The organism is Colwellia meonggei (assembly GCF_057537295.1).
Window position 1 is genome coordinate 22796 of record NZ_BAAJLZ010000005.1, and the last position, 17246, is coordinate 40041.

23 protein-coding genes are annotated in these 17246 nt (G+C 35.3%); 22 read left to right on the forward strand and 1 reads right to left on the reverse strand.

Features of this window, described 5'->3' with window-relative positions; translation table 11 throughout:
* Nucleotides 1–8: 8 nt before the first annotated feature.
* The 9 genes from AC27E9_RS12875 to AC27E9_RS12915 all read left to right on the forward strand — a co-directional run bounded on the left by AC27E9_RS12875 (nucleotide 9) and on the right by AC27E9_RS12915 (nucleotide 8394).
* A complete protein-coding gene (locus AC27E9_RS12875; RefSeq protein WP_487130794.1) occupies nucleotides 9–425 on the forward strand; it encodes a DoxX-like family protein in 417 nt (138 codons plus the stop codon).
* 35 nt (nucleotides 426–460) lie between these two features.
* On the forward strand, nucleotides 461–871 hold the full coding sequence (locus AC27E9_RS12880; RefSeq protein WP_487130796.1) for a DoxX-like family protein: 411 nt from the start codon (nucleotides 461–463) through the stop codon (nucleotides 869–871).
* Nucleotides 868–1308 carry a thiol-disulfide oxidoreductase DCC family protein gene (locus AC27E9_RS12885; RefSeq protein ID WP_487130798.1) on the forward strand — a complete coding sequence of 147 codons (441 nt, stop codon included), beginning with the start codon at nucleotides 868–870 and terminating at the stop codon, nucleotides 1306–1308. Before AC27E9_RS12880 ends, AC27E9_RS12885 begins: the two co-directional genes overlap by 4 nt.
* 42 nt (nucleotides 1309–1350) lie before the next feature.
* Nucleotides 1351–2139 carry a nuclease-related domain-containing protein gene (locus AC27E9_RS12890; RefSeq protein ID WP_487130800.1) on the forward strand — a complete coding sequence of 263 codons (789 nt, stop codon included), beginning with the start codon at nucleotides 1351–1353 and terminating at the stop codon, nucleotides 2137–2139.
* A gap of 117 nt (nucleotides 2140–2256) precedes the next feature.
* Nucleotides 2257–4296 carry an ATP-dependent nuclease gene (locus tag AC27E9_RS12895; protein ID WP_487130802.1) on the forward strand — a complete coding sequence of 680 codons (2040 nt, stop codon included), beginning with the start codon at nucleotides 2257–2259 and terminating at the stop codon, nucleotides 4294–4296.
* Nucleotides 4293–5978 (forward strand): UvrD-helicase domain-containing protein, encoded by a 1686-nt coding sequence (locus tag AC27E9_RS12900; RefSeq protein WP_487130804.1) that lies wholly within the window; start codon nucleotides 4293–4295, stop codon nucleotides 5976–5978. Before AC27E9_RS12895 ends, AC27E9_RS12900 begins: the two co-directional genes overlap by 4 nt.
* A 21-nt stretch (nucleotides 5979–5999) precedes the next feature.
* The gene (locus tag AC27E9_RS12905; RefSeq protein ID WP_487130806.1) at nucleotides 6000–6677 is read left to right on the forward strand and encodes a DUF7380 domain-containing protein; all 678 of its coding nucleotides are present in this window, start codon (nucleotides 6000–6002) and stop codon (nucleotides 6675–6677) included.
* Between the two features lie 108 nt (nucleotides 6678–6785).
* Nucleotides 6786–7847 carry a DUF4209 domain-containing protein gene (locus tag AC27E9_RS12910; protein ID WP_487130807.1) on the forward strand — a complete coding sequence of 354 codons (1062 nt, stop codon included), beginning with the start codon at nucleotides 6786–6788 and terminating at the stop codon, nucleotides 7845–7847.
* Nucleotides 7848–7992: 145 nt separating this feature from the next.
* Nucleotides 7993–8394, forward strand: a complete 402-nt coding sequence (locus AC27E9_RS12915) for a hypothetical protein (protein WP_487130809.1) — start codon at nucleotides 7993–7995, stop codon at nucleotides 8392–8394.
* On the opposite strand, the gene AC27E9_RS12920 is transcribed toward AC27E9_RS12915, so the two are convergent.
* Nucleotides 8381–9286 carry an integron integrase gene (locus tag AC27E9_RS12920; RefSeq protein WP_487130810.1) on the reverse strand — a complete coding sequence of 302 codons (906 nt, stop codon included), beginning with the start codon at nucleotides 9284–9286 and terminating at the stop codon, nucleotides 8381–8383. The genes AC27E9_RS12915 and AC27E9_RS12920 overlap by 14 nt on opposite strands.
* 247 nt (nucleotides 9287–9533) lie before the next feature.
* Here AC27E9_RS12920 and AC27E9_RS12925 point away from each other — a divergent pair, with 247 nt between their 5' ends.
* From AC27E9_RS12925 to AC27E9_RS12985, 13 genes are all read left to right on the forward strand, one after another.
* Nucleotides 9534–9905, forward strand: a complete 372-nt coding sequence (locus AC27E9_RS12925; protein ID WP_487130812.1) for a hypothetical protein — start codon at nucleotides 9534–9536, stop codon at nucleotides 9903–9905.
* Between the two features lie 94 nt (nucleotides 9906–9999).
* Nucleotides 10000–10263: a hypothetical protein gene (locus tag AC27E9_RS12930; protein WP_487130814.1), complete on the forward strand. Its 264-nt coding sequence runs from the start codon at nucleotides 10000–10002 to the stop codon at nucleotides 10261–10263.
* A gap of 148 nt (nucleotides 10264–10411) precedes the next feature.
* Nucleotides 10412–10915 carry a rod shape-determining protein MreB gene (locus AC27E9_RS12935; protein WP_487130816.1) on the forward strand — a complete coding sequence of 168 codons (504 nt, stop codon included), beginning with the start codon at nucleotides 10412–10414 and terminating at the stop codon, nucleotides 10913–10915.
* A 598-nt stretch (nucleotides 10916–11513) separates the two neighbouring features.
* On the forward strand, nucleotides 11514–12236 hold the full coding sequence (locus AC27E9_RS12940) for an FRG domain-containing protein (protein ID WP_009831833.1): 723 nt from the start codon (nucleotides 11514–11516) through the stop codon (nucleotides 12234–12236).
* Nucleotides 12237–12360: 124 nt separating this feature from the next.
* A complete protein-coding gene (locus AC27E9_RS12945; protein ID WP_487130818.1) occupies nucleotides 12361–12834 on the forward strand; it encodes a hypothetical protein in 474 nt (157 codons plus the stop codon).
* A gap of 105 nt (nucleotides 12835–12939) precedes the next feature.
* Nucleotides 12940–13365: a hypothetical protein gene (locus AC27E9_RS12950; protein ID WP_487130820.1), complete on the forward strand. Its 426-nt coding sequence runs from the start codon at nucleotides 12940–12942 to the stop codon at nucleotides 13363–13365.
* A 126-nt stretch (nucleotides 13366–13491) separates the two neighbouring features.
* Entirely contained in the window at nucleotides 13492–13716 is a 225-nt protein-coding gene (locus tag AC27E9_RS12955) for a hypothetical protein (RefSeq protein ID WP_487130822.1), read from the forward strand.
* A 119-nt stretch (nucleotides 13717–13835) separates the two neighbouring features.
* A complete protein-coding gene (locus AC27E9_RS12960) occupies nucleotides 13836–14189 on the forward strand; it encodes a hypothetical protein (RefSeq protein WP_487130824.1) in 354 nt (117 codons plus the stop codon).
* Between the two features lie 154 nt (nucleotides 14190–14343).
* Nucleotides 14344–14691 (forward strand): hypothetical protein, encoded by a 348-nt coding sequence (locus tag AC27E9_RS12965; protein ID WP_487130826.1) that lies wholly within the window; start codon nucleotides 14344–14346, stop codon nucleotides 14689–14691.
* A gap of 130 nt (nucleotides 14692–14821) precedes the next feature.
* On the forward strand, nucleotides 14822–15148 hold the full coding sequence (locus AC27E9_RS12970; protein ID WP_487130827.1) for a hypothetical protein: 327 nt from the start codon (nucleotides 14822–14824) through the stop codon (nucleotides 15146–15148).
* Between the two features lie 116 nt (nucleotides 15149–15264).
* Nucleotides 15265–15912, forward strand: a complete 648-nt coding sequence (locus AC27E9_RS12975; protein ID WP_487130829.1) for a class I SAM-dependent methyltransferase — start codon at nucleotides 15265–15267, stop codon at nucleotides 15910–15912.
* Between the two features lie 113 nt (nucleotides 15913–16025).
* Nucleotides 16026–16493 (forward strand): hypothetical protein, encoded by a 468-nt coding sequence (locus AC27E9_RS12980; protein WP_487131308.1) that lies wholly within the window; start codon nucleotides 16026–16028, stop codon nucleotides 16491–16493.
* Nucleotides 16494–16637: 144 nt separating this feature from the next.
* A complete protein-coding gene (locus AC27E9_RS12985; protein WP_487130831.1) occupies nucleotides 16638–17174 on the forward strand; it encodes a hypothetical protein in 537 nt (178 codons plus the stop codon).
* Nucleotides 17175–17246: the final 72 nt, after the last annotated feature.

Sequence of the window (17246 nt, forward strand, 5' to 3'; positions counted from 1 at the left end):
GGCTAACTATGAAACAAAACAGCCAAGAAAAATTATATAAACCTGCAATATATGCATTGGCATTTTTATGGATTTTTACAGGGCTAACCTCCATTTATTTCTCCCCTGAAATTGGTTATGAAATCCTAGCAAGCGCCAATATTACTGGTTCAATGGCAGACTTTTCCGTTTATGCTGGAGGTGCTTTAGATATTGTACTTGGGCTTTGGCTTCTAACCTCAATAAAAACAAAGTTATGCTGCACTGTGCAAGTATCAGTGATTGCGCTCTATACGATAATATTAACCATTGTCGATGCAAGTTTTTGGTTTCATCCATTTGGGCCAATAACCAAAAATATTCCTATTACTGTTTTGATTGGTTATGTTTACATCGCAAGTGCCGATAGTGGTTCAATTCACCCTCAATCAAATCCAACAACTTAAATCATTAGTTTAAATCACAAACAAAGAGGCCAACCTTGTCATCATTACAAATTGCAAGATTCATTATTTCTTTTAGTTGGTTATATCATGGGATTTTTCCAAAACTTGTTCATATTGCACCATTAGAAAAAGCCATGACTGCAAGCATTGGTTTATCGAACGAGCTTTCATATTTAGTTACTAAGTCAGCGGGTGTTGGAGAGGTTATGTTTGGAGTTTTATTCTTCATTTTTTATCGCGATAATAGGATAGTTTACTTAAACATTATCGGACTTTCTGGCTTATTATGTTTTGTCGCAATATTACAGCCTCAACTACTTATTGAAGCATTTAACCCCGTTACCACCAATATTGCCTTAATCGGTTTTAGTTTGATTTTACTTGTCGAATTAAAGGACGAGTTAAAGAAAGAAATAAAAAATGAGCACAGAAAGGAGAAGGTATGACTGTCGAAAAATATCCTCCAAACGTTGATGTAAATGACTGTGTGATTTTATTTGATGGTGTCTGCAAGCTTTGTAATGCTTGGAGCAAATTCATCATTAAATATGATAGCCGACAACGCTTTAAACTATGTAGCGTACAATCTCCTGAGGGCCAGAGCATACTCAAGCACTTTAATATGCCAACGGATCATTTTGATACCATGTTGTATGTAGAAGGTAATCAATATTTTGATAAAAGTGACGCATTCTTAAATGTCGTCAATAAGCTCGGATTCCCATGGCGCATATTATACGTATTCAAAATAATCCCAACGGGAATAAGAAATTGGCTTTATGATCGTATAGCCCTAAATCGGTATTCATTATTTGGTAAATACGAGAGTTGTATGATGCCTAATAAAGAAAATGATGATAGGTTTCTGAAGAACAAAGCTTAATTAAGTCGGCAATTGCTCGTTGCTAAAAGGAAGAAAAAACAAATGGATTTATCAATTTACCTCAACATGATATTCAGTGCCGCATGGTATCTGATACCAATATTCATATTTGCTGTCATTATAAAATCAGCATGGTTCAAAGGTGTGCTCGGTGAGTGGCAAGTTAACTTACTCATCAAGTTTTTCTTAGACAAAAATAACTACCATCTTATTAAAAATGTAACACTGCCTACAGATGATGGAACTACTCAGATTGATCACATCATCGTCTCAAAATACGGCATTTTTGTTGTTGAAACAAAGAACATGAAGGGTTGGATCTTTGGCAGTGCTAATCAGAAGCAATGGACGCAAAAAATATTCAAACACACCTCTAAATTTCAAAACCCTTTGCATCAAAACTATAAACATGTCAAAACGTTAGAAGCTCTATTACTGGGTGATAGCAAAGCAAAGAATGATTGTATTTTTTCCGTCATTATCTTTATTGGTGATAGTACTTTTAAAACAAAAATGCCCGATAACGTAAGGTTTGCGAGAGGCGGTATTGAATATATTAAAAGTAAACGTGATATTGCCTTTAATGAAGGTAAGGTTACGGACATTATTGAACAAATCGAAAGTGGACGATTAGAGCGAAGCATTAAAACTAATCAGCAACACGTTAAACATGTCAAAGAAATAGTAAAGGAAAAGTCTGATACTAAATCTTGCTCAAAATGCAACTCGGACATGGTATTGCGAAAAGCCACTAAAGGTAAAAATGCAGGCAATGAGTTTTGGGGATGCAGTGCCTTTCCAAAATGTAGAAATGTGATTGAAATAGGTTAGTAAAATTTAGGTTTTAATAAGTAAAGTATTACAACTAAATCTTTACTAGGGATCGTAGATTTATGGAGAGTAAACAACATTTGCATCAAATTAAAAACAATAAATTAAGGAAGAGTAATGCTGTTAAAGAAGTTATTTGTCGCTGGATATAAGAGTATTTCCACTGAGCACCCTCAGTCGATTGAGTTTGAGTCTGATATAACAACATTTATTGGGCATAATGGAACAGGAAAAAGTGCTTCCTTAGAAGCGCTAAATAAGTTGTTTGCTATTGACCATTCTTTACGGGGAATATCCCCTTCAGATTTTTATTTAAAAGACGATGCTGATAAAGATGCAGCAAGAAGTTTATTAATTGAAGCATGGTTCACTTTATCTGATACAGATGGTAATCCCTCAATCCCAACATTGATTAATGGGCTAACTGCATCTAGGGAAGATGGTGAAATTATTTTCAGAGTGCGTCTGGAAGCTAGTTTATCTTTTGACTATAACCCTTTAGGTGATGTAGAAGAAAATGTTTGGGTTATAGATGGTGATATGGATGCCCCTGAAGAGGACAATAAACACCGTTTATCAGCAACACAACGAAATGCAATTCAAGTCAATTATATACCAGCAAATAGAGATCCTTTAGTCCAACTGAAGTATTCATCAAAAGCAATTTTAGGGCGTTTGCTAAAAGCCATAAAATGGTCAGATGGTGAAAAAGAGTCCTTTGAAGAACAAGCACAACAATTAAATGGCCTAGCAGCACATAATCCCGCACTTATACAAATAACTGATGCAATAAACTTAAGTTGGCAAAAAATTTATAAAGGACGCCACCTGAATCATGCCGATCTGAATTTTCCTGTTGGTGATGTTGATGAGATATTAAAGTTAATAAAACTTCAATTTATGCCTGATGCAGCAAGGAATAAAGTAGATACGAGCAGGCTAAGTGATGGACAAAAGTCTCTAGTTTATTTTGCTTTAACTAAAGCGTTATTTGATATAGATAAGGCTACACGGCAAGCAATTACAGATAAGCAGCCTTCGAATTTTGATGGTGATAAAATGAAGTTGCCTATATTTAGTTTGATTGCATTGGAAGAGCCTGAGAATCATCTATCACCACATTACCTTGGCCGTATTATCAAGCTAATCAAAGAGTACGGAGCTAGTGAATTTTGTCAGTCTGTCGTTTCTACACACTCAGCTTCATTAGTTGGTCGAGTTGAACCTGAACAAATACGGCACTTTCGACTTGGTAGTGATAGCAAAAGTACACATATTCAATCAATAAACCTGCCAGATGATGATGACGAACAGTCAAAGTATGTTAGTGAGGCTGTTAAGGCTTACCCTGAAATCTATTTTTCAAAGCTAGTAATTCTTGGTGAAGGTGATAGTGAACAAGTAATTATTCCTAAGTTGTTGGAACAATATGGTGAGGATGTAGACACTCATTCGATTTCAGTTGTGCCATTAGGTGGCAGACATGTAAATCATTTTTGGCGTCTCCTCAATACATTGAAAATACCATTTGTTACTTTGTTAGATTTTGATATTGATCGAAATGGAGGTGGTTTTGGCCGAATGAAATATGCTGTTGAACAATTGCTTGAAATGGACGAAGTAGCAAGTGCATACATTAGACATGATGTACCAGCCGTAATTCCTAGTTGGACTGACCCAAGAAATCCAAATTTATTCAATTTGAATTATGGTGAAGAAACTAAGAATATTGTGCACGAATTAGAAGAATGCAATGTATTTTTCTCTAGTCCATTAGATATTGATTATTCAATGATTTGCGCATTTCCTGAAATTTTTTGTTCAATAGACACTAGCTATGGTGAGCGTGGACCATCTGAAGGCAAAGAAGATGAAGAAGATGGTGATAGGGCTAAAAGGGAAGAAGCATTGGTTAAAGCGGTATTAAAAAAGGGCAATGTAGGCAGGCAATTTGAGTTTGGCGATGATTGGGAGCGCAACTTTCTTTGGTATCGTTACCGCTTTCTGTCAAGCAAGAGTAAACCAGCATCTCATGTTCGAATGTTTTCTAAGCTATGCAATGAATATACAGCAGCACAAATCATAGCGAAATTACCACCAGAGCTGAATCGATTGGCAGAGCGTGTTATACAGCTTGCAGATGAGATTATAGAATGAGAGAAGAATGGAGCCTCTCTGAAGGTATCGAAGCTACAGATGAACTAATCGATATCATAAAATGCAATGAATCTGTGGTTGTTCTTGCTGGTGCAGGAGCAGGAAAAACTGAGCTTTTAGCTCAAAAAGCTAGTTACTTATTCTTTACAGAAAAATGCGCTTGGCCTAAAAGAATACTGTCTTTGACTTTCAAAACAGAGGCGCAAATAAATATTAAAGAAAGAATTAACAAACGCTGTGGGCACAAAGCTACTCGTTTTGATTCTTTTACATTTCATGCCTTTTGTAAAAGCATTGTGGATAGATTTAAAAATGTTTTACCTGATAATGAACGACCAATTAATAACTACGATATAGTGTTTCGTGCTCAAGAAGCTGATGGTATAAATAAAATCTTAATGGATAATATATTGTCCTTAGCTATTAGGATTTTAAGAGAAAGAGCTGATATAAAAACAATTTTTTCGTCTTCATATGAATATGTATTTGTCGATGAGTTTCAAGATACGACAGATGAACAGTACGAGCTACTTCAAATATTATTTCAAGATACTAATGTAAAGTTATTAACCGTTGGTGATTTATACCAGAGTATTATGCTTTGGGCTGGAGCCAGACAAACAGTCTTCAATGACTTCCTCAATGATTTTTCTGCAAAAAGTAAATTCTTAGTAAAAAACTATAGGGCCTCAAAAGAAATTCAAGATGTATTAGGAGTGGTTCTAGAGTACATCAAAGATCCAAGCGAGGCGGTGAATGAGTTGCCAACTAAACCTTCAAGTTGTTCGATAAATATTTTTAACGATGAATATCAAGAAGCATCATTTATTGTTGATAATATCCAAGCCCTTTTGGCGACTGGCGTAAATGAGGGGGATATTTGTGTTTTAACAAAACAGCAATCTCCACAATATACTGAAATTTTAAGGTCTGCTCTTAATGTAGCAGGAATAAATAACTTAGAAATGACGGATTTGCAGGATGCGTTGAAAGAACCTTTAGGTCAACTATTCTCTTTGTTTTTGAAAGCTCTATTATGTCCATCTCCTAAGGTTATGACCGAGCTTTTTCAAATGAATTTGGCTTTAAATAAAGTTGAAATTGGAGATGATAAAGAAGAAGATTTAACAAGAACTATTATCAACTTTTTGTCATCAAAGCGAGACTGCTTAACCGAAAACACATCAATTGATGACTTGCTTTTATATGTGCAGGGGTTCATTCACTTTATCGGGAGTCAAAAAATAAAAGGGCGTTGGAAGCAATATAAATCCCCCGGATATTATAATTTAGTTTGGCAAAGTTTAGAGGTACATTTAAGAAATATGTGCTCCCAAGCAAATTCATTAGATATGGGGGTTCGACTATTTAATGCTGAAAATTCAGTACAAATTATGAATATCCATAAATGTAAAGGGCTTGAATATAACACTGTATTTTTTATTGGTTTAGAAGATCAGGCTTTTTGGAGTTATAGGCGAAATCCTTTTGAGAATAACTGTGCGATATATGTTGCTTTATCAAGAGCTAAAGAAAAGATAAACGTGACATATACCAAGACTCGAAGTCATCGAGTAAACAATGGTCATGATAATAGGTCTTCTTCTTGGGATGGCGTTAAACCATTTTTCAGGTTGCTCATTGATAAATGTAAGCTTGATGTAGTTAACTTTACGAAATGACATTTAAGAAGGAATTGCGAAGTGCCATTTAAAGAATCATCTTCAGGAATTAGTAAAGACAAAGATAATACTAAAACTACATGGTTTAAAGTTATTAAAGATAATGCAAACCTTGACTTACATCGGCTCTCAGGAATATTTAATCAAAAGCTTTCGGATGATGAACTAGAATTACTCAACACAGACAAAACAATGCTTACATTGTTAAAAGATGCTTCATCAATGATGTTAAGCCCTAGCAGTACTAATGAACCCTTTCAGCCTGTTTTGGTAATGGCTGATGGCAGAAGATCCGCGATGCCATCTGACTTAACACCAAATGATCTGGCGCTTTTATCTACAGCTATTATTGATATTCCTCATATTGAATTAAAGACTAGAGTCAATGATTTACTTTGGTTATGCAGTAAACCAAGAAATCCTGACCATGCTCGGAATGCCATTGATGGCTATATCCCATCCAATATTGATCCTATTAAGTGGTATGAAGAAGTCGATAAAAAGCTTGAACGTGCATATAAACTGGCGTGTTCATTAAAAGATGAGCAGCGTAAATTAAGCGTAGAAAATTTGCTCAAAGATGCTTTTCATTGTGATGACAATGAATTTCGGGATATTGCTATCTCGGTTACAGAGTTAATAGACAAACTCAACTTATTTAAACATGACTTTTTTACTTTCGCAGCAAGGTTGGAGTAGCTAGGGGAGCATTTTTTTACAAATAAAGATTACTTAAGCGCTGTTTATTTTTTTGAACTAAGCGCTAAAAAATATAGTCAAGATAAAGACGAAGAAAAAGCTGTTTTTGTGCTGTTTAGAGCTGCTGAAAGCTATGAATCTAAAGCGGAGAAGCAATTTAACGCAGGAAAAGGCACTAGATTAATTTCCAGTAGTTCATATGAGGAATCGATTCATGCCTATAGGAGAATACCTGCTAAATTCCGTGGGCAGTATTCGATTGATAGCAAGCTTTCAGCGTTAAGACATAAATTAAATGAAGCAGGAAAAGGTACATTAGAGCATATGGGCGTAGTCAAAACTCCCATTGATAATGCAGATGAATTGATCACTTATTCCGAGCAATGGGTAGCTGGAAAGTCGTCATTGTTAGAAGCCTTAGTTCACCTTTCAGGTCTGGTGGGGCTATCTAAATATGAAGAGTTAAAAGAAACTGAAAAAGAGAATATGAGCAAATATTTTGTAGGTTCTTTATTTGGAGTGACCCAATACTCAGGTGATGGCCGAGTCGTTGCAAAGTCACCAGCTATTGGCTTTGATAATGATGAAAAAAAATATAATCAAACCTTGGATACTCAGATGATTCAATCATTTAATCGATGCTTGAGCTTCAATGTTAATATGTGCATTTACCCTGCGTTAGATATTATTTTGTACGAACACCATCTTAGCCATGACTTTATTTTTCAAATGTGCAATTCAAGCCCTATTGTACCTAAAGAAAACATCAACCTGATTTGTCATGCTATCTGGCTGGGTTTTGAGTATGACTTTGATACAGCTATACACCTTGTCGCTCCACAGGTTGAAAAAATCGTGCGGATGCAGTTAAAGCAACATAATGCCCATACAACCAATATAGATAAAAATGGTATAGAGCATGAAAATGGTTTAAGTACATTACTAGATATGGATGAGGCACGCGCAATATTAGGTGAAGATTTACTCTTTGAATTAAGGGCGGTATTTACAAGCTCTCATGGCGCTAATTTAAGAAATGAAGTTGCACATGGCATTTTAACTGATGGTGGCGCTTTTTCTTCTGCTCCCGTATATGGTTGGTGGATACTTGTTCGAATGATCATTCATTCCCTTATCAAAGTAGCTAGAGAAAATAAGCCCTCAGAATAGAATTTGATTTATTCAACTGGGAATAGCAGTTAAATTACGGTAATTCATCAAAATATTATCGCGGTCAGGACTCGAACGTATAACCAATACTCAGAATGAAGCTTTCTAGTATTAAGTTTTTTACATTAAGTAGGTATTTATTGATATGTTGAATAATACTAGAGAAAAGCTGGAGAAAAATTTAAAGGTTTTGCTTGATCAACCAGTGAAAAATAAAATATCCATAACTGCTTTAGCTGAAACTGTTGGGATTTCACATTCAACCATTTATAATCGTTATTCTGACATTGCTACAAAAATTCAGAAACACAATAAGTCTATACTTATTGCTAATGATAACTCATTTAAAGATAAGTATACTCAAACTAAAGCTGACAAAATAAAATTGAAAGATGAAAATATTCGTCTTAAAGAAGATGTTCAGAAATTAGTATCCTTAAATGCTAAATATGAAATGGATAATCAAAAATTGAAACGAGAAGTTGAATTACTTGAGAAAAGAATTTCAGATTTAAATATAAAATATGGGAATATTAAGCTGCTTTAAGTACGAAAAACTCCATTTTTGTTACATACTCAATAGGTGCTGTTTTTATTACCTTTAATGGAATGTAACATTTGACAAGATCATCTTTACTATGGCAAGTTATATGTTTTGCAATATTTAAACTGTTAGCTGCTTGAGTGACAGCCTTTCTTAATGCTGTACTATGGATATGATGTCGGCGAATTTCACCTGTTTCAGGGTCGACACTGAGCCGTTTAGAAGGGAATAGAAACTGCCACATTAATTGCTTTGGCGCATTTGGGTATTTTCGCTCTAAGGCGTTTGGTAGCCATACACCAGAAAATTTTGCATTTTCAATGTCTTTTTCAAAGTAAGCCGTTGCAAGTGCAATTTGGTTTTTGAGTGATATTACCAGCTCCTTTGCAAGAGTTACTCTTCTATGTTTTCCTCCTTTGCCATTCCAAACGCATATGGCGTTGAAATCAAAATCAATATCTTGAACTCTTAATTTTACAACTTCCATTAACCTAAGGCCACTGCCGTACATTAGTTTGCAATGTAATTCGTAAGGGGATTTTACCGCTTTTAAAAATAACGAGATTTCATTTTGCGTTAAAACAGTAGGCAGTTTGGGCGATACCGTGCTTTTATTAAAGTTAAGATCTAATGTTAGAGGTTTATCTAAAATGTTCTGGTATAAAAATACTAACGAATTTAGAGCAACCGCTTGTGTTTTTGGTGCAACATTCATTACACAAGCTAAATAGGTTAAGAAGTTTTCAACTTCACCGTTATGCAAATCTATTGGATGTTGTTTGTTATTATAATTAATGTACGCTTTGATCCAATAAACGTATGTGTTTATTGTTCTTTTCGCATAGCGTTTAACTCGCATTTTATCTGTAACATGTGCAAGAAAAAGAGAAGACATATAATTTTTTAATTATCATGTTGTGCTGTATATTTATACAGCTTAGTCCATTTCCTGCTTTCTGCAAAAGAAAGTGTGCATTTTTCCCGCTTTCACGCAAATAAAAGTTAATTACTATGCTTAGTTGTTGATTCTTTAATATAAAAGAATTAGCGTATGTGCATATTTTAACGTAATGGAATTATAGGTGGCTTGTAGAAAGTGTACTTATTTCCTACTAATAAGCTGTTATGTGTATCGATAAACTATGCCATCTGAACCTAACTATTCAAAGTATACGATTACTGAACTGCACGAATCATTGAGGAGTATTGATCGGGTAAGGTTTCCTGAACGATTAAAACAAATCAATGACGAGCTAGAGTTTAGGGCAAACGAAAATGAGCAAGATAAAGAAAACCATATTAGTGAAATGAGTCCGACAAAAAAGAATGCTTTCGTATTCTTTTTACTATTTTCAATTGTGGTGTCTACTTTATATGCTGAATACATTCCAATGAAAGGGTTGGTTTGGGTTACAAAACAATCCCACCCACAACTGTATTGGCTTTCGGTTGTCATCTTTGCAATATGGTCGGGTTATTACGCAAAGAAATATATAAATGTGAAATACACATAACAAGCAGTTCAAGCGGGACTTTTTACAGTTTGCTCGGTTCCGCTTCGCTACACAATTTAAGCAAACTAATAAAAAGCCCCTTAACGTGGGCGTTATGCGTCAGCCGCAAATTCTATTAAATTTAATGTTTTCGGCTGGTGCTTTACAAAGGTTAGGGAGCTTGTTGCCGACTCTTTGTTTTGGTAACTTATTTACCAATAATGCTGTTTTAGCTTTTGGCTCAACAGTTTTTCGCCAAGTTAGGTTTGGTGGCAAAGTCACTATATATTTAAGTGGCTCAAAAATTCATGGTTTGGTGTGTCGCGCTGCGTGGGAATTCTTGTTTTCTGCGGTCGGGCAGCCACGAAACCTTATATAAATGGCGCTGTTTGTGGTTATCGTAACCAGCGCATAACAAGGCGCTCAATGGGAAGTTTAAAGTTTGGCTCGTTTCGCTGCGCTCACAATTTTAGCCAAACAGTAAACGCCTATTAGCTTGGCGTTAGTTGCCAAGGAAGGATTGGTTCATGATTCGTAGTTTTATCAATAGATTCGGTTCTACTTTATATGTTCAAATATGGGAAAACCGTATTAGAGTTGTAGATGTAGAAACTAATGAAGTCTTTGATGAAAAGCCGCTTTTGCAAGTTGAAACTCGCAAGAACGGGGCAAAGGATGTTACTGCTTTTGGTAACAATGCTTACCTTAATCCTCTAAATCCTTTTACCCACCCTCGGGCATTGCTAAATGACTTCTTTATTGGAGAACGATTACTCCAAGAGATCGTTAAAAAGCTTGTTGGTAAAAAATTCATTTCTCCAGCTCCTGCAATAATAATTCACCCAATGGAAAAAACAGAAGGCGGGCTTACTATGATAGAGATTAGAGCATTTCGAGAAATGGCTTTGGGTGCAGGTGCTAGAGATGTTGCAATTTACCAAGGTAAAAGTACTTTAGAAACTGCGGCGATTAACTTCAAAGACATTGTAAAAAAAGAAGAAGATCTTGCTACAGGTGCAATTGGCAACTAACAAGAAAATAAAGCGGGACTGCTAACAGTTTGCTCGGTTTCGCTGCGCTTCACATTTTAGCAAACTATTAATCAGCCCCTTATTTGGGCGTTATGCGTTTAAGGATAAATGTTGAAGTCACTATTTCTTTTTTTTATATTATTTATATGTACTCCTGTTAGTGCAACCATATACACCTGTAAGTATGAAAGCGGTTTTGATTCAAATGGAAATAAAAGGTGGTATACATTAACTTTGTTACTCGATGAAAGTTCTAATAAGTCTTATCATATTGGGAAAAATAGACGGTATGAATTACTACACTTTCCAAACAAGAATGGTATAACTTTCTTTGAAGAAAGAAAGGATGGCTCGATAATGGTTGTAACTATTGACTCTAAATCAAAGTCCGTTTATTCAAGTCACGGGACATTACTTGGTAAATTATTAAGACCAATTCAAAAAACAGGAGTATGCACTGTCATTTAATAATACGCATAACAAGTTACTCAAAAGGACAAATAACAGTTGGCTTTTGCTCCTTCGTCGCTTATTTTAGCCAACAATTATTCGCCTCTTAGTTAGGCGTTAGAATTACCCATAAAATGGAAGTATATCGATGACGATAAAAACAATTGAATGTGATGATTGGACGGACTTTAAATCAAAAATAGTCGATGATCTTTATGACAATGGACGTTTTAAAAAAGGAAAATTTTTGTTCCGAGGACAAGGTGGTGAAAATTGGTCATTAAGCCCTTCTTTTGACCGCTGGTATCATGGTGAGCTTAAAAATAAAGTGAACACAGCTAAAAGTTTACTTAACCAATTCATAAAAGAATGTGAATTAGAAGATCTTACAGATGAAGTGAGAAATAGTGAGATTTTGATGTTAAGTCTCGGACAGCATCATGGACTCCCAACTAGGCTTTTGGATTGGAGTGAGAGCCCATATGTTTCTGCTTTCTTTGCTTTTAGTAGTCACATACGTGCTACAGAAAATTCTGGAGATAAAATTGCAATTTGGGTTATAAAAACTGAAGACCCAATTTGGAACTCGGAGTTTGGTTGTGAAATAGTAAATGTACCATCCTTCGGAAACGAACGTATAAAAAATCAACATGGGAAATTTACTTACTTGCGCACACCACAATCTTCGATTGAGGAATACGTTGCAAGTTATCCAAATGATGGTGAATTAATCAAATACGTTATACCAGCACATAATGCAGTTAACGCATTGGCTGACTTAGACTCGATGGGGATCAATTTCTCAAGAATTTACCCAGGGATATCAGGAAATGCAATGTCAGCACAAGTTAGAGTATTAGCTGGCCTGTAATTCTAACAAGTTGCTTAAACGGACAAAAAACAGCTGGCTTTTGCTCGTGCCTCGCTAATTTTAACCAACTATTTTTAGCCCATTATTTGGGCGTTATGAATACATGGAAGTCTAGTTGAAGTAGATGAATAAAATTTATCGAAATGGAAAAGCGATTAATGATTCTTTAATTAGAATCTTCTGGAAAAATTCTGAAATACTCTATGTTCCGCTTTTATTTGCCTTTGTTGTAGACCGTGCTGCAACACTTAGATTAGGTGAGGGGAATTTAGATGAATCTTTACTTCTATACTTTATCTATCTTCCATTTGGATTAACTTTCTATTTATTCAAAACGATTACTCGCTTTAGGCCTCTCGCGACAATTGAAAGAAATGAATTATCTTTGAATATAAATCTCTTTGTTAAGAAAAAAGTAGATTTATCGAAAATAAAAAAAATTAGCTTTCAATCTGACACTGAGCATAATCAATTAGTTAGGATTTATTACCCAAGCAAAGCGCCAATAGAAATTATGCTCAAACAAACTAGTTGCTCTATAGATAGTTTTCGTGATTTTATACAAAATAGTCATGATATTAATGTAGTGTATTCATAACAAGCCAATAAAGGAATGGGACTGCAAACAGCTTGCTCGGCTCCGCTGCGCTACACATTATAGCAAGCTATTATCAGCCCCTTATTGGGGCGTTATACGTTTCTCATGGATAGATGGAATAATCTAAAATCATACTTCGAACAAGATGGCTCACTGAGAGACATCATTGTTACTTCAGAATCACTAGATTCATGGGAGTTATTCTTTGCTGCTTTAAAATCAGCAGAGTATTCACATGCTTTTACGCACGGCGGTAACATTGCTACTTTGCCTGACTCAATTGATTCAATCTGGGAGTTACAAAATACTGATCCAACATTACTTTCTATTAAGGTCGGTGAACTTTTAGTTAATTGTCACTTTTTCAAAAGTAATGAAATTGAGTTTGATATAGATCCCAAAGATATAAATTCTGAAAGTGACTTTGTTGTTTTACTTAACTTCTTATCATGGTTAAATAAATCAATTAAAAGTTGCGTTGTATTAACTCATGAGAATTCCAGAAAAGAAATGATTCTAAGTGTTGAGTAAAAACGTATAACAAGCAATTAAAGCGGGACTTTTTACAGTTTGCTCGGTTCCGCTTCGCTTCACAATTTTAGCAAACTAATAAAAAGCCCCTTAATGTGGGCGTTATATGTAAAAGGAGTTCTTCAGATGAACATCAATGCAACACTGCTTGGTGAAATAATCTTTATATCTATGTTTGCCGTTGGAGGTATAAGTTATTACTTAGGTAAGCGTAAGACATCTACGCCGAAAATGGCTGCATTAATAGGTGTTTTATTATGTATCACGCCACCATTAAATATCGTGTACCTTATAGTTTTAATGTTAAAAAATGACTTAATTACAAACTCAAATATTGAAAAACCGGTGTAATTTACATATAACAAGAATTTAAAGCGGGACTGCTAACGGTTTGCTCGGTTTCGCTTCGCTACACATTTTAGCAAACTATTTTCAGCCCCTTAAATGGGCGTTATGTGCTAAGGAGAGCCATGAGTTTCCTAAAAATTTATATTCCGATTAAAGCTTTAGCTGTGTTGTCTTTGGTTTCAATTGGTATCAAGTATTGGTTCCCAAGTGAAATAATCTTTTACTTGTTGTTAGCACCTTATGCAGTTCTATATTTTTTATCTAATGCGAACAATTATCGAAATACTAAATTAACTATCATTAGGAGTATTCCTGCGATACTCACTTTTCTAGTAGTACCTATGTTATTGTTTGGTATCGAGCCCGATGCGCAAGCTGGAATTGGAATAATGTTTGGTCTTATCATTCAGCTAGCATCAATTAGTGCATCAGAATTTATCATTCTATTCTTTCTTAATGGAGAAAATAGCATATAACAAGCTGTTCAAGCGGGACAAATAACAGTTGGCTGGTTCCGCTTCGCTTCACATTTTAACCAACTATTAATCAGCTCCTTATTTGGGCGTTAGGTTTTAAAAACAGGTGTGGTGGTAGGTTTGGTAAAAAGAAATCAAACACAAGGATGAAATTATGACAGGTTTTTCAAAAGTACAGGCAATAGCCGAAAATTATCTGAAGGAAATGCTGGAAGCAGATGACACAAAGAACTTTGATTTGTATACGAAGCGTTATGAAAATAAGTACCTTGGTAACTTTTCGAGAGAGAGATTTTCAGAAGACATCAAGGGGATGCATGAAAGAAACGGCACGAATAAGGGCTATGAATTTCTATGTAGGTTGAGAAACTTTAGTTTTGATGATTTAGATATTTTCCGGTTCGTTTGGAAAGGTATCTATGAAAAACGGGATGCAGTGATCGAAGTTGACATATATAAGAAAAATGGAGACTGGTATATCATTCAGTCGGCAGTTCATTAAGGTATGGAATAAAACCTAGCAAGAATTTAAAGCGGGACTGCTAACAGTTTGCTCGGTTCCGCTTCGCTACACATTTTAGCAAACTATTATCAGCCCTTTATGCGGGCGTTAGTTGCCAAGAAGTGTGCACATGGAAGAGTTCACAATTGAAGCCTTATTTATTTTATTTTTCGCTGTTTTTCCCTGTGGTATTTCTGGATACTTGATTGCTTTTAAAGGACGTAGAGGTTTAATTTCTGGGTTCAACGAAAAGAATTTTTCTAATCCTAAAGCATTTGGCAAGAGCGTAGGTTTAAGCTTAGTATTTCTTTCTGTATTTTTGGCATTTATCAGTTACTTTTGGTACTTGGGTGATCTTACAGAAAATCAAATGTCTTCCTATGTTCTCTTTTTAATTATTGGTGTAGTGTTAAATTACATTTATGGTGTTGTTAAGTTTCGTAAAAAAGGCAACTAACAAGCTGTTCAAGCGGGACAAATAACAGTTGGCTGGTTCCGCTTCGCTTCATATTTTAGCCAACAATTTTTTGCCCATTATTAGGGCGTTATGTTTTTCCCATTAAGGTGTATAGAATGAATAAACCGGAAAAGTTTTGGGATGGTGCGTCTAAAAACTATGACAAGACTGAAGAGCGATTTGAGTACATTCATAATAGGTCTAGAGAAAATACTAGAAAATTTCTAAAAAGTGGCGATTCTGTTCTCGATTATGGATGCGGAACTGGAACTGCAGCTTGTCAGTTTTCCGGACAAGTTAAAGAGATTCACGCAATTGATATTTCAACGCAAATGATCGCAATAGCTAAGGATAAAGCAGCAGTTGCAAAAGTTGGGAACGTAAGTTTCGAACAATCTGATATTTTTGATAGCAAATATTCTAAAGAATCATATGATGTTATTTTGGCTTTCAACATGTTACATACAGTTCCAAATCCTCAGGATGTAATACTACGAATAAATGAATTATTAAAGCCAGAAGGTATATTTATTTCCGTAACGCCTTGTTTGCGTCAAAAGATGTCATTTTTAGTTAGTCTTCAAATCCAGCTTGTACGGGTGTTGTGTAAACTTGGATTAATCCCCATTCCTATAAGAAGAATCACGAGTTCTGAAGTAGAAGAATTATTAGAAGTTGGCGGGTTTCAAACGGTAGAATCTGAAGAAATATTTAAAGATGCGTCTAGCTATTTTGTCGTGACTAAGAAGTTACAAAAAACATAATAAGTTGTTCAAGCGGGACTGCTAAAACTTGGCTCAGTTTCGCTTCGCTACACAGTTTAGCCAAGCATTATCAGCCCCTTATTGGGGCGTTATGTGTTTAGAAGAGTTCATTGATGTATCGAAATTTATTAAAAGCAAGCGTAGTCATTTTTTGCCTTTCAGGTTGTGCTGAAAGAGTAATAGATATTACTGACAAAGAGGGAAAAATCGTAGGTGGTTGTAATGTTGGTTATGATTGGCATTTTTATGGCCTTCAAGACTCTATTGATTATATGCTTTATGAGTGCGCTAAAGATTCAATAGCAAAAGGTTTCAAAATATCAGATGAAAGGCTTCTAACCCTTGATTTTACATTGCCACAACCTCCTGAAGGTGAGTCGTGGAATAAAAAATTAGCGATGTTTCACTTCCATAAGGGGAGTATTACTGAAAGAAAACTAGGTTATATTCTTGCCGCTATAGAATATGAATATCAGAAGGATGTTTGGTCAGCAGAAGATGATTTAGCTAGCGACAAAATCACTAAGGCTGAGTTTAATAAAATAATAAAAGATTCCAAATTTAAGTGGCTTGGCGAATAAAACACATAACAAGCTAATAAATAAGGACAAAAAACCGTGGGCTGGTTCCGCTGCGCTACACTTTTTAGCCAACTACAATTTGCCCTTAACAGGGCGTTAGCATGACTACTCTCTGATAGTGGTGCAAGTAATCAAAGGATTGATATGGATATAGATTGGGAAAGCCCAAAGTATTGGATAATATTGGCGCTATTAGTTTTTGTGTCAATGCACCTATATAGTCAATATAGGAAAAATAAACGCATTAGGTTATTGAAAAAATTAAAGTTTACTGTAAACATTAAGTTAACTAAGTTGCATCGTAGAGCTTTAACTAAGCTAGCACCTGAAATAATGACCAGCGAAAAATTACCGTTTGGCTCCACACTTTTAGGTAGTGACCCGCAATTTTGGTGGCACGCCAAGCGTAAAACAAATTTTTGTGACTTTTCAATTTTTAAAATTAACAAGCATCACCCCGATGAAGGAGAGCGAGGGGTAGACAAAGAATGGATTGTTGCGTCATTAAAAGTTAAAAGCAATGCTTTTGGTAATCCAGAATATTATCAGCTATCAAAGAAAATCCCTCCACCTGATCAGTACCATTTAACGGATGAAGGAGTTTACTTAGTTTATCGTGATCTTTTTTTCAGTACGGATAAATTAAAATTGTTGGTTCATGGAGTATTAGGTTTCAATTAAGGAATTGGGTAATTCATGCTAACAAGCTGTTCAAGCGGGATAAATAACAGTTGGCTGGTTCCGCTTCGCTAA

Excerpts from the sequence above, each read along its gene's own strand:
- AC27E9_RS12875 (WP_487130794.1), top strand. The coding sequence starts at position 9 with ATGAAACAAAACAGCCAAGAAAAATTATATAAACCTGCAATATATGCA.
- AC27E9_RS12885 (WP_487130798.1), top strand. The coding sequence starts at position 868 with ATGACTGTCGAAAAATATCCTCCAAACGTTGATGTAAATGACTGTGTG.
- AC27E9_RS12890 (WP_487130800.1), top strand. The coding sequence starts at position 1,351 with ATGGATTTATCAATTTACCTCAACATGATATTCAGTGCCGCATGGTAT.
- AC27E9_RS12895 (WP_487130802.1), top strand. The coding sequence starts at position 2,257 with ATGCTGTTAAAGAAGTTATTTGTCGCTGGATATAAGAGTATTTCCACT.
- AC27E9_RS12900 (WP_487130804.1), top strand. The coding sequence starts at position 4,293 with ATGAGAGAAGAATGGAGCCTCTCTGAAGGTATCGAAGCTACAGATGAA.
- AC27E9_RS12915 (WP_487130809.1), top strand. The coding sequence starts at position 7,993 with ATGTTGAATAATACTAGAGAAAAGCTGGAGAAAAATTTAAAGGTTTTG.
- AC27E9_RS12920 (WP_487130810.1), bottom strand. The coding sequence starts at position 9,286 with ATGTCTTCTCTTTTTCTTGCACATGTTACAGATAAAATGCGAGTTAAA.
- AC27E9_RS12925 (WP_487130812.1), top strand. The coding sequence starts at position 9,534 with ATGCCATCTGAACCTAACTATTCAAAGTATACGATTACTGAACTGCAC.
- AC27E9_RS12930 (WP_487130814.1), top strand. The coding sequence starts at position 10,000 with ATGCGTCAGCCGCAAATTCTATTAAATTTAATGTTTTCGGCTGGTGCT.
- AC27E9_RS12935 (WP_487130816.1), top strand. The coding sequence starts at position 10,412 with ATGATTCGTAGTTTTATCAATAGATTCGGTTCTACTTTATATGTTCAA.
- AC27E9_RS12940 (WP_009831833.1), top strand. The coding sequence starts at position 11,514 with ATGACGATAAAAACAATTGAATGTGATGATTGGACGGACTTTAAATCA.
- AC27E9_RS12945 (WP_487130818.1), top strand. The coding sequence starts at position 12,361 with ATGAATAAAATTTATCGAAATGGAAAAGCGATTAATGATTCTTTAATT.
- AC27E9_RS12950 (WP_487130820.1), top strand. The coding sequence starts at position 12,940 with ATGGATAGATGGAATAATCTAAAATCATACTTCGAACAAGATGGCTCA.
- AC27E9_RS12955 (WP_487130822.1), top strand. The coding sequence starts at position 13,492 with ATGAACATCAATGCAACACTGCTTGGTGAAATAATCTTTATATCTATG.
- AC27E9_RS12960 (WP_487130824.1), top strand. The coding sequence starts at position 13,836 with ATGAGTTTCCTAAAAATTTATATTCCGATTAAAGCTTTAGCTGTGTTG.
- AC27E9_RS12965 (WP_487130826.1), top strand. The coding sequence starts at position 14,344 with ATGACAGGTTTTTCAAAAGTACAGGCAATAGCCGAAAATTATCTGAAG.
- AC27E9_RS12970 (WP_487130827.1), top strand. The coding sequence starts at position 14,822 with ATGGAAGAGTTCACAATTGAAGCCTTATTTATTTTATTTTTCGCTGTT.
- AC27E9_RS12975 (WP_487130829.1), top strand. The coding sequence starts at position 15,265 with ATGAATAAACCGGAAAAGTTTTGGGATGGTGCGTCTAAAAACTATGAC.
- AC27E9_RS12980 (WP_487131308.1), top strand. The coding sequence starts at position 16,026 with ATGTATCGAAATTTATTAAAAGCAAGCGTAGTCATTTTTTGCCTTTCA.
- AC27E9_RS12985 (WP_487130831.1), top strand. The coding sequence starts at position 16,638 with ATGGATATAGATTGGGAAAGCCCAAAGTATTGGATAATATTGGCGCTA.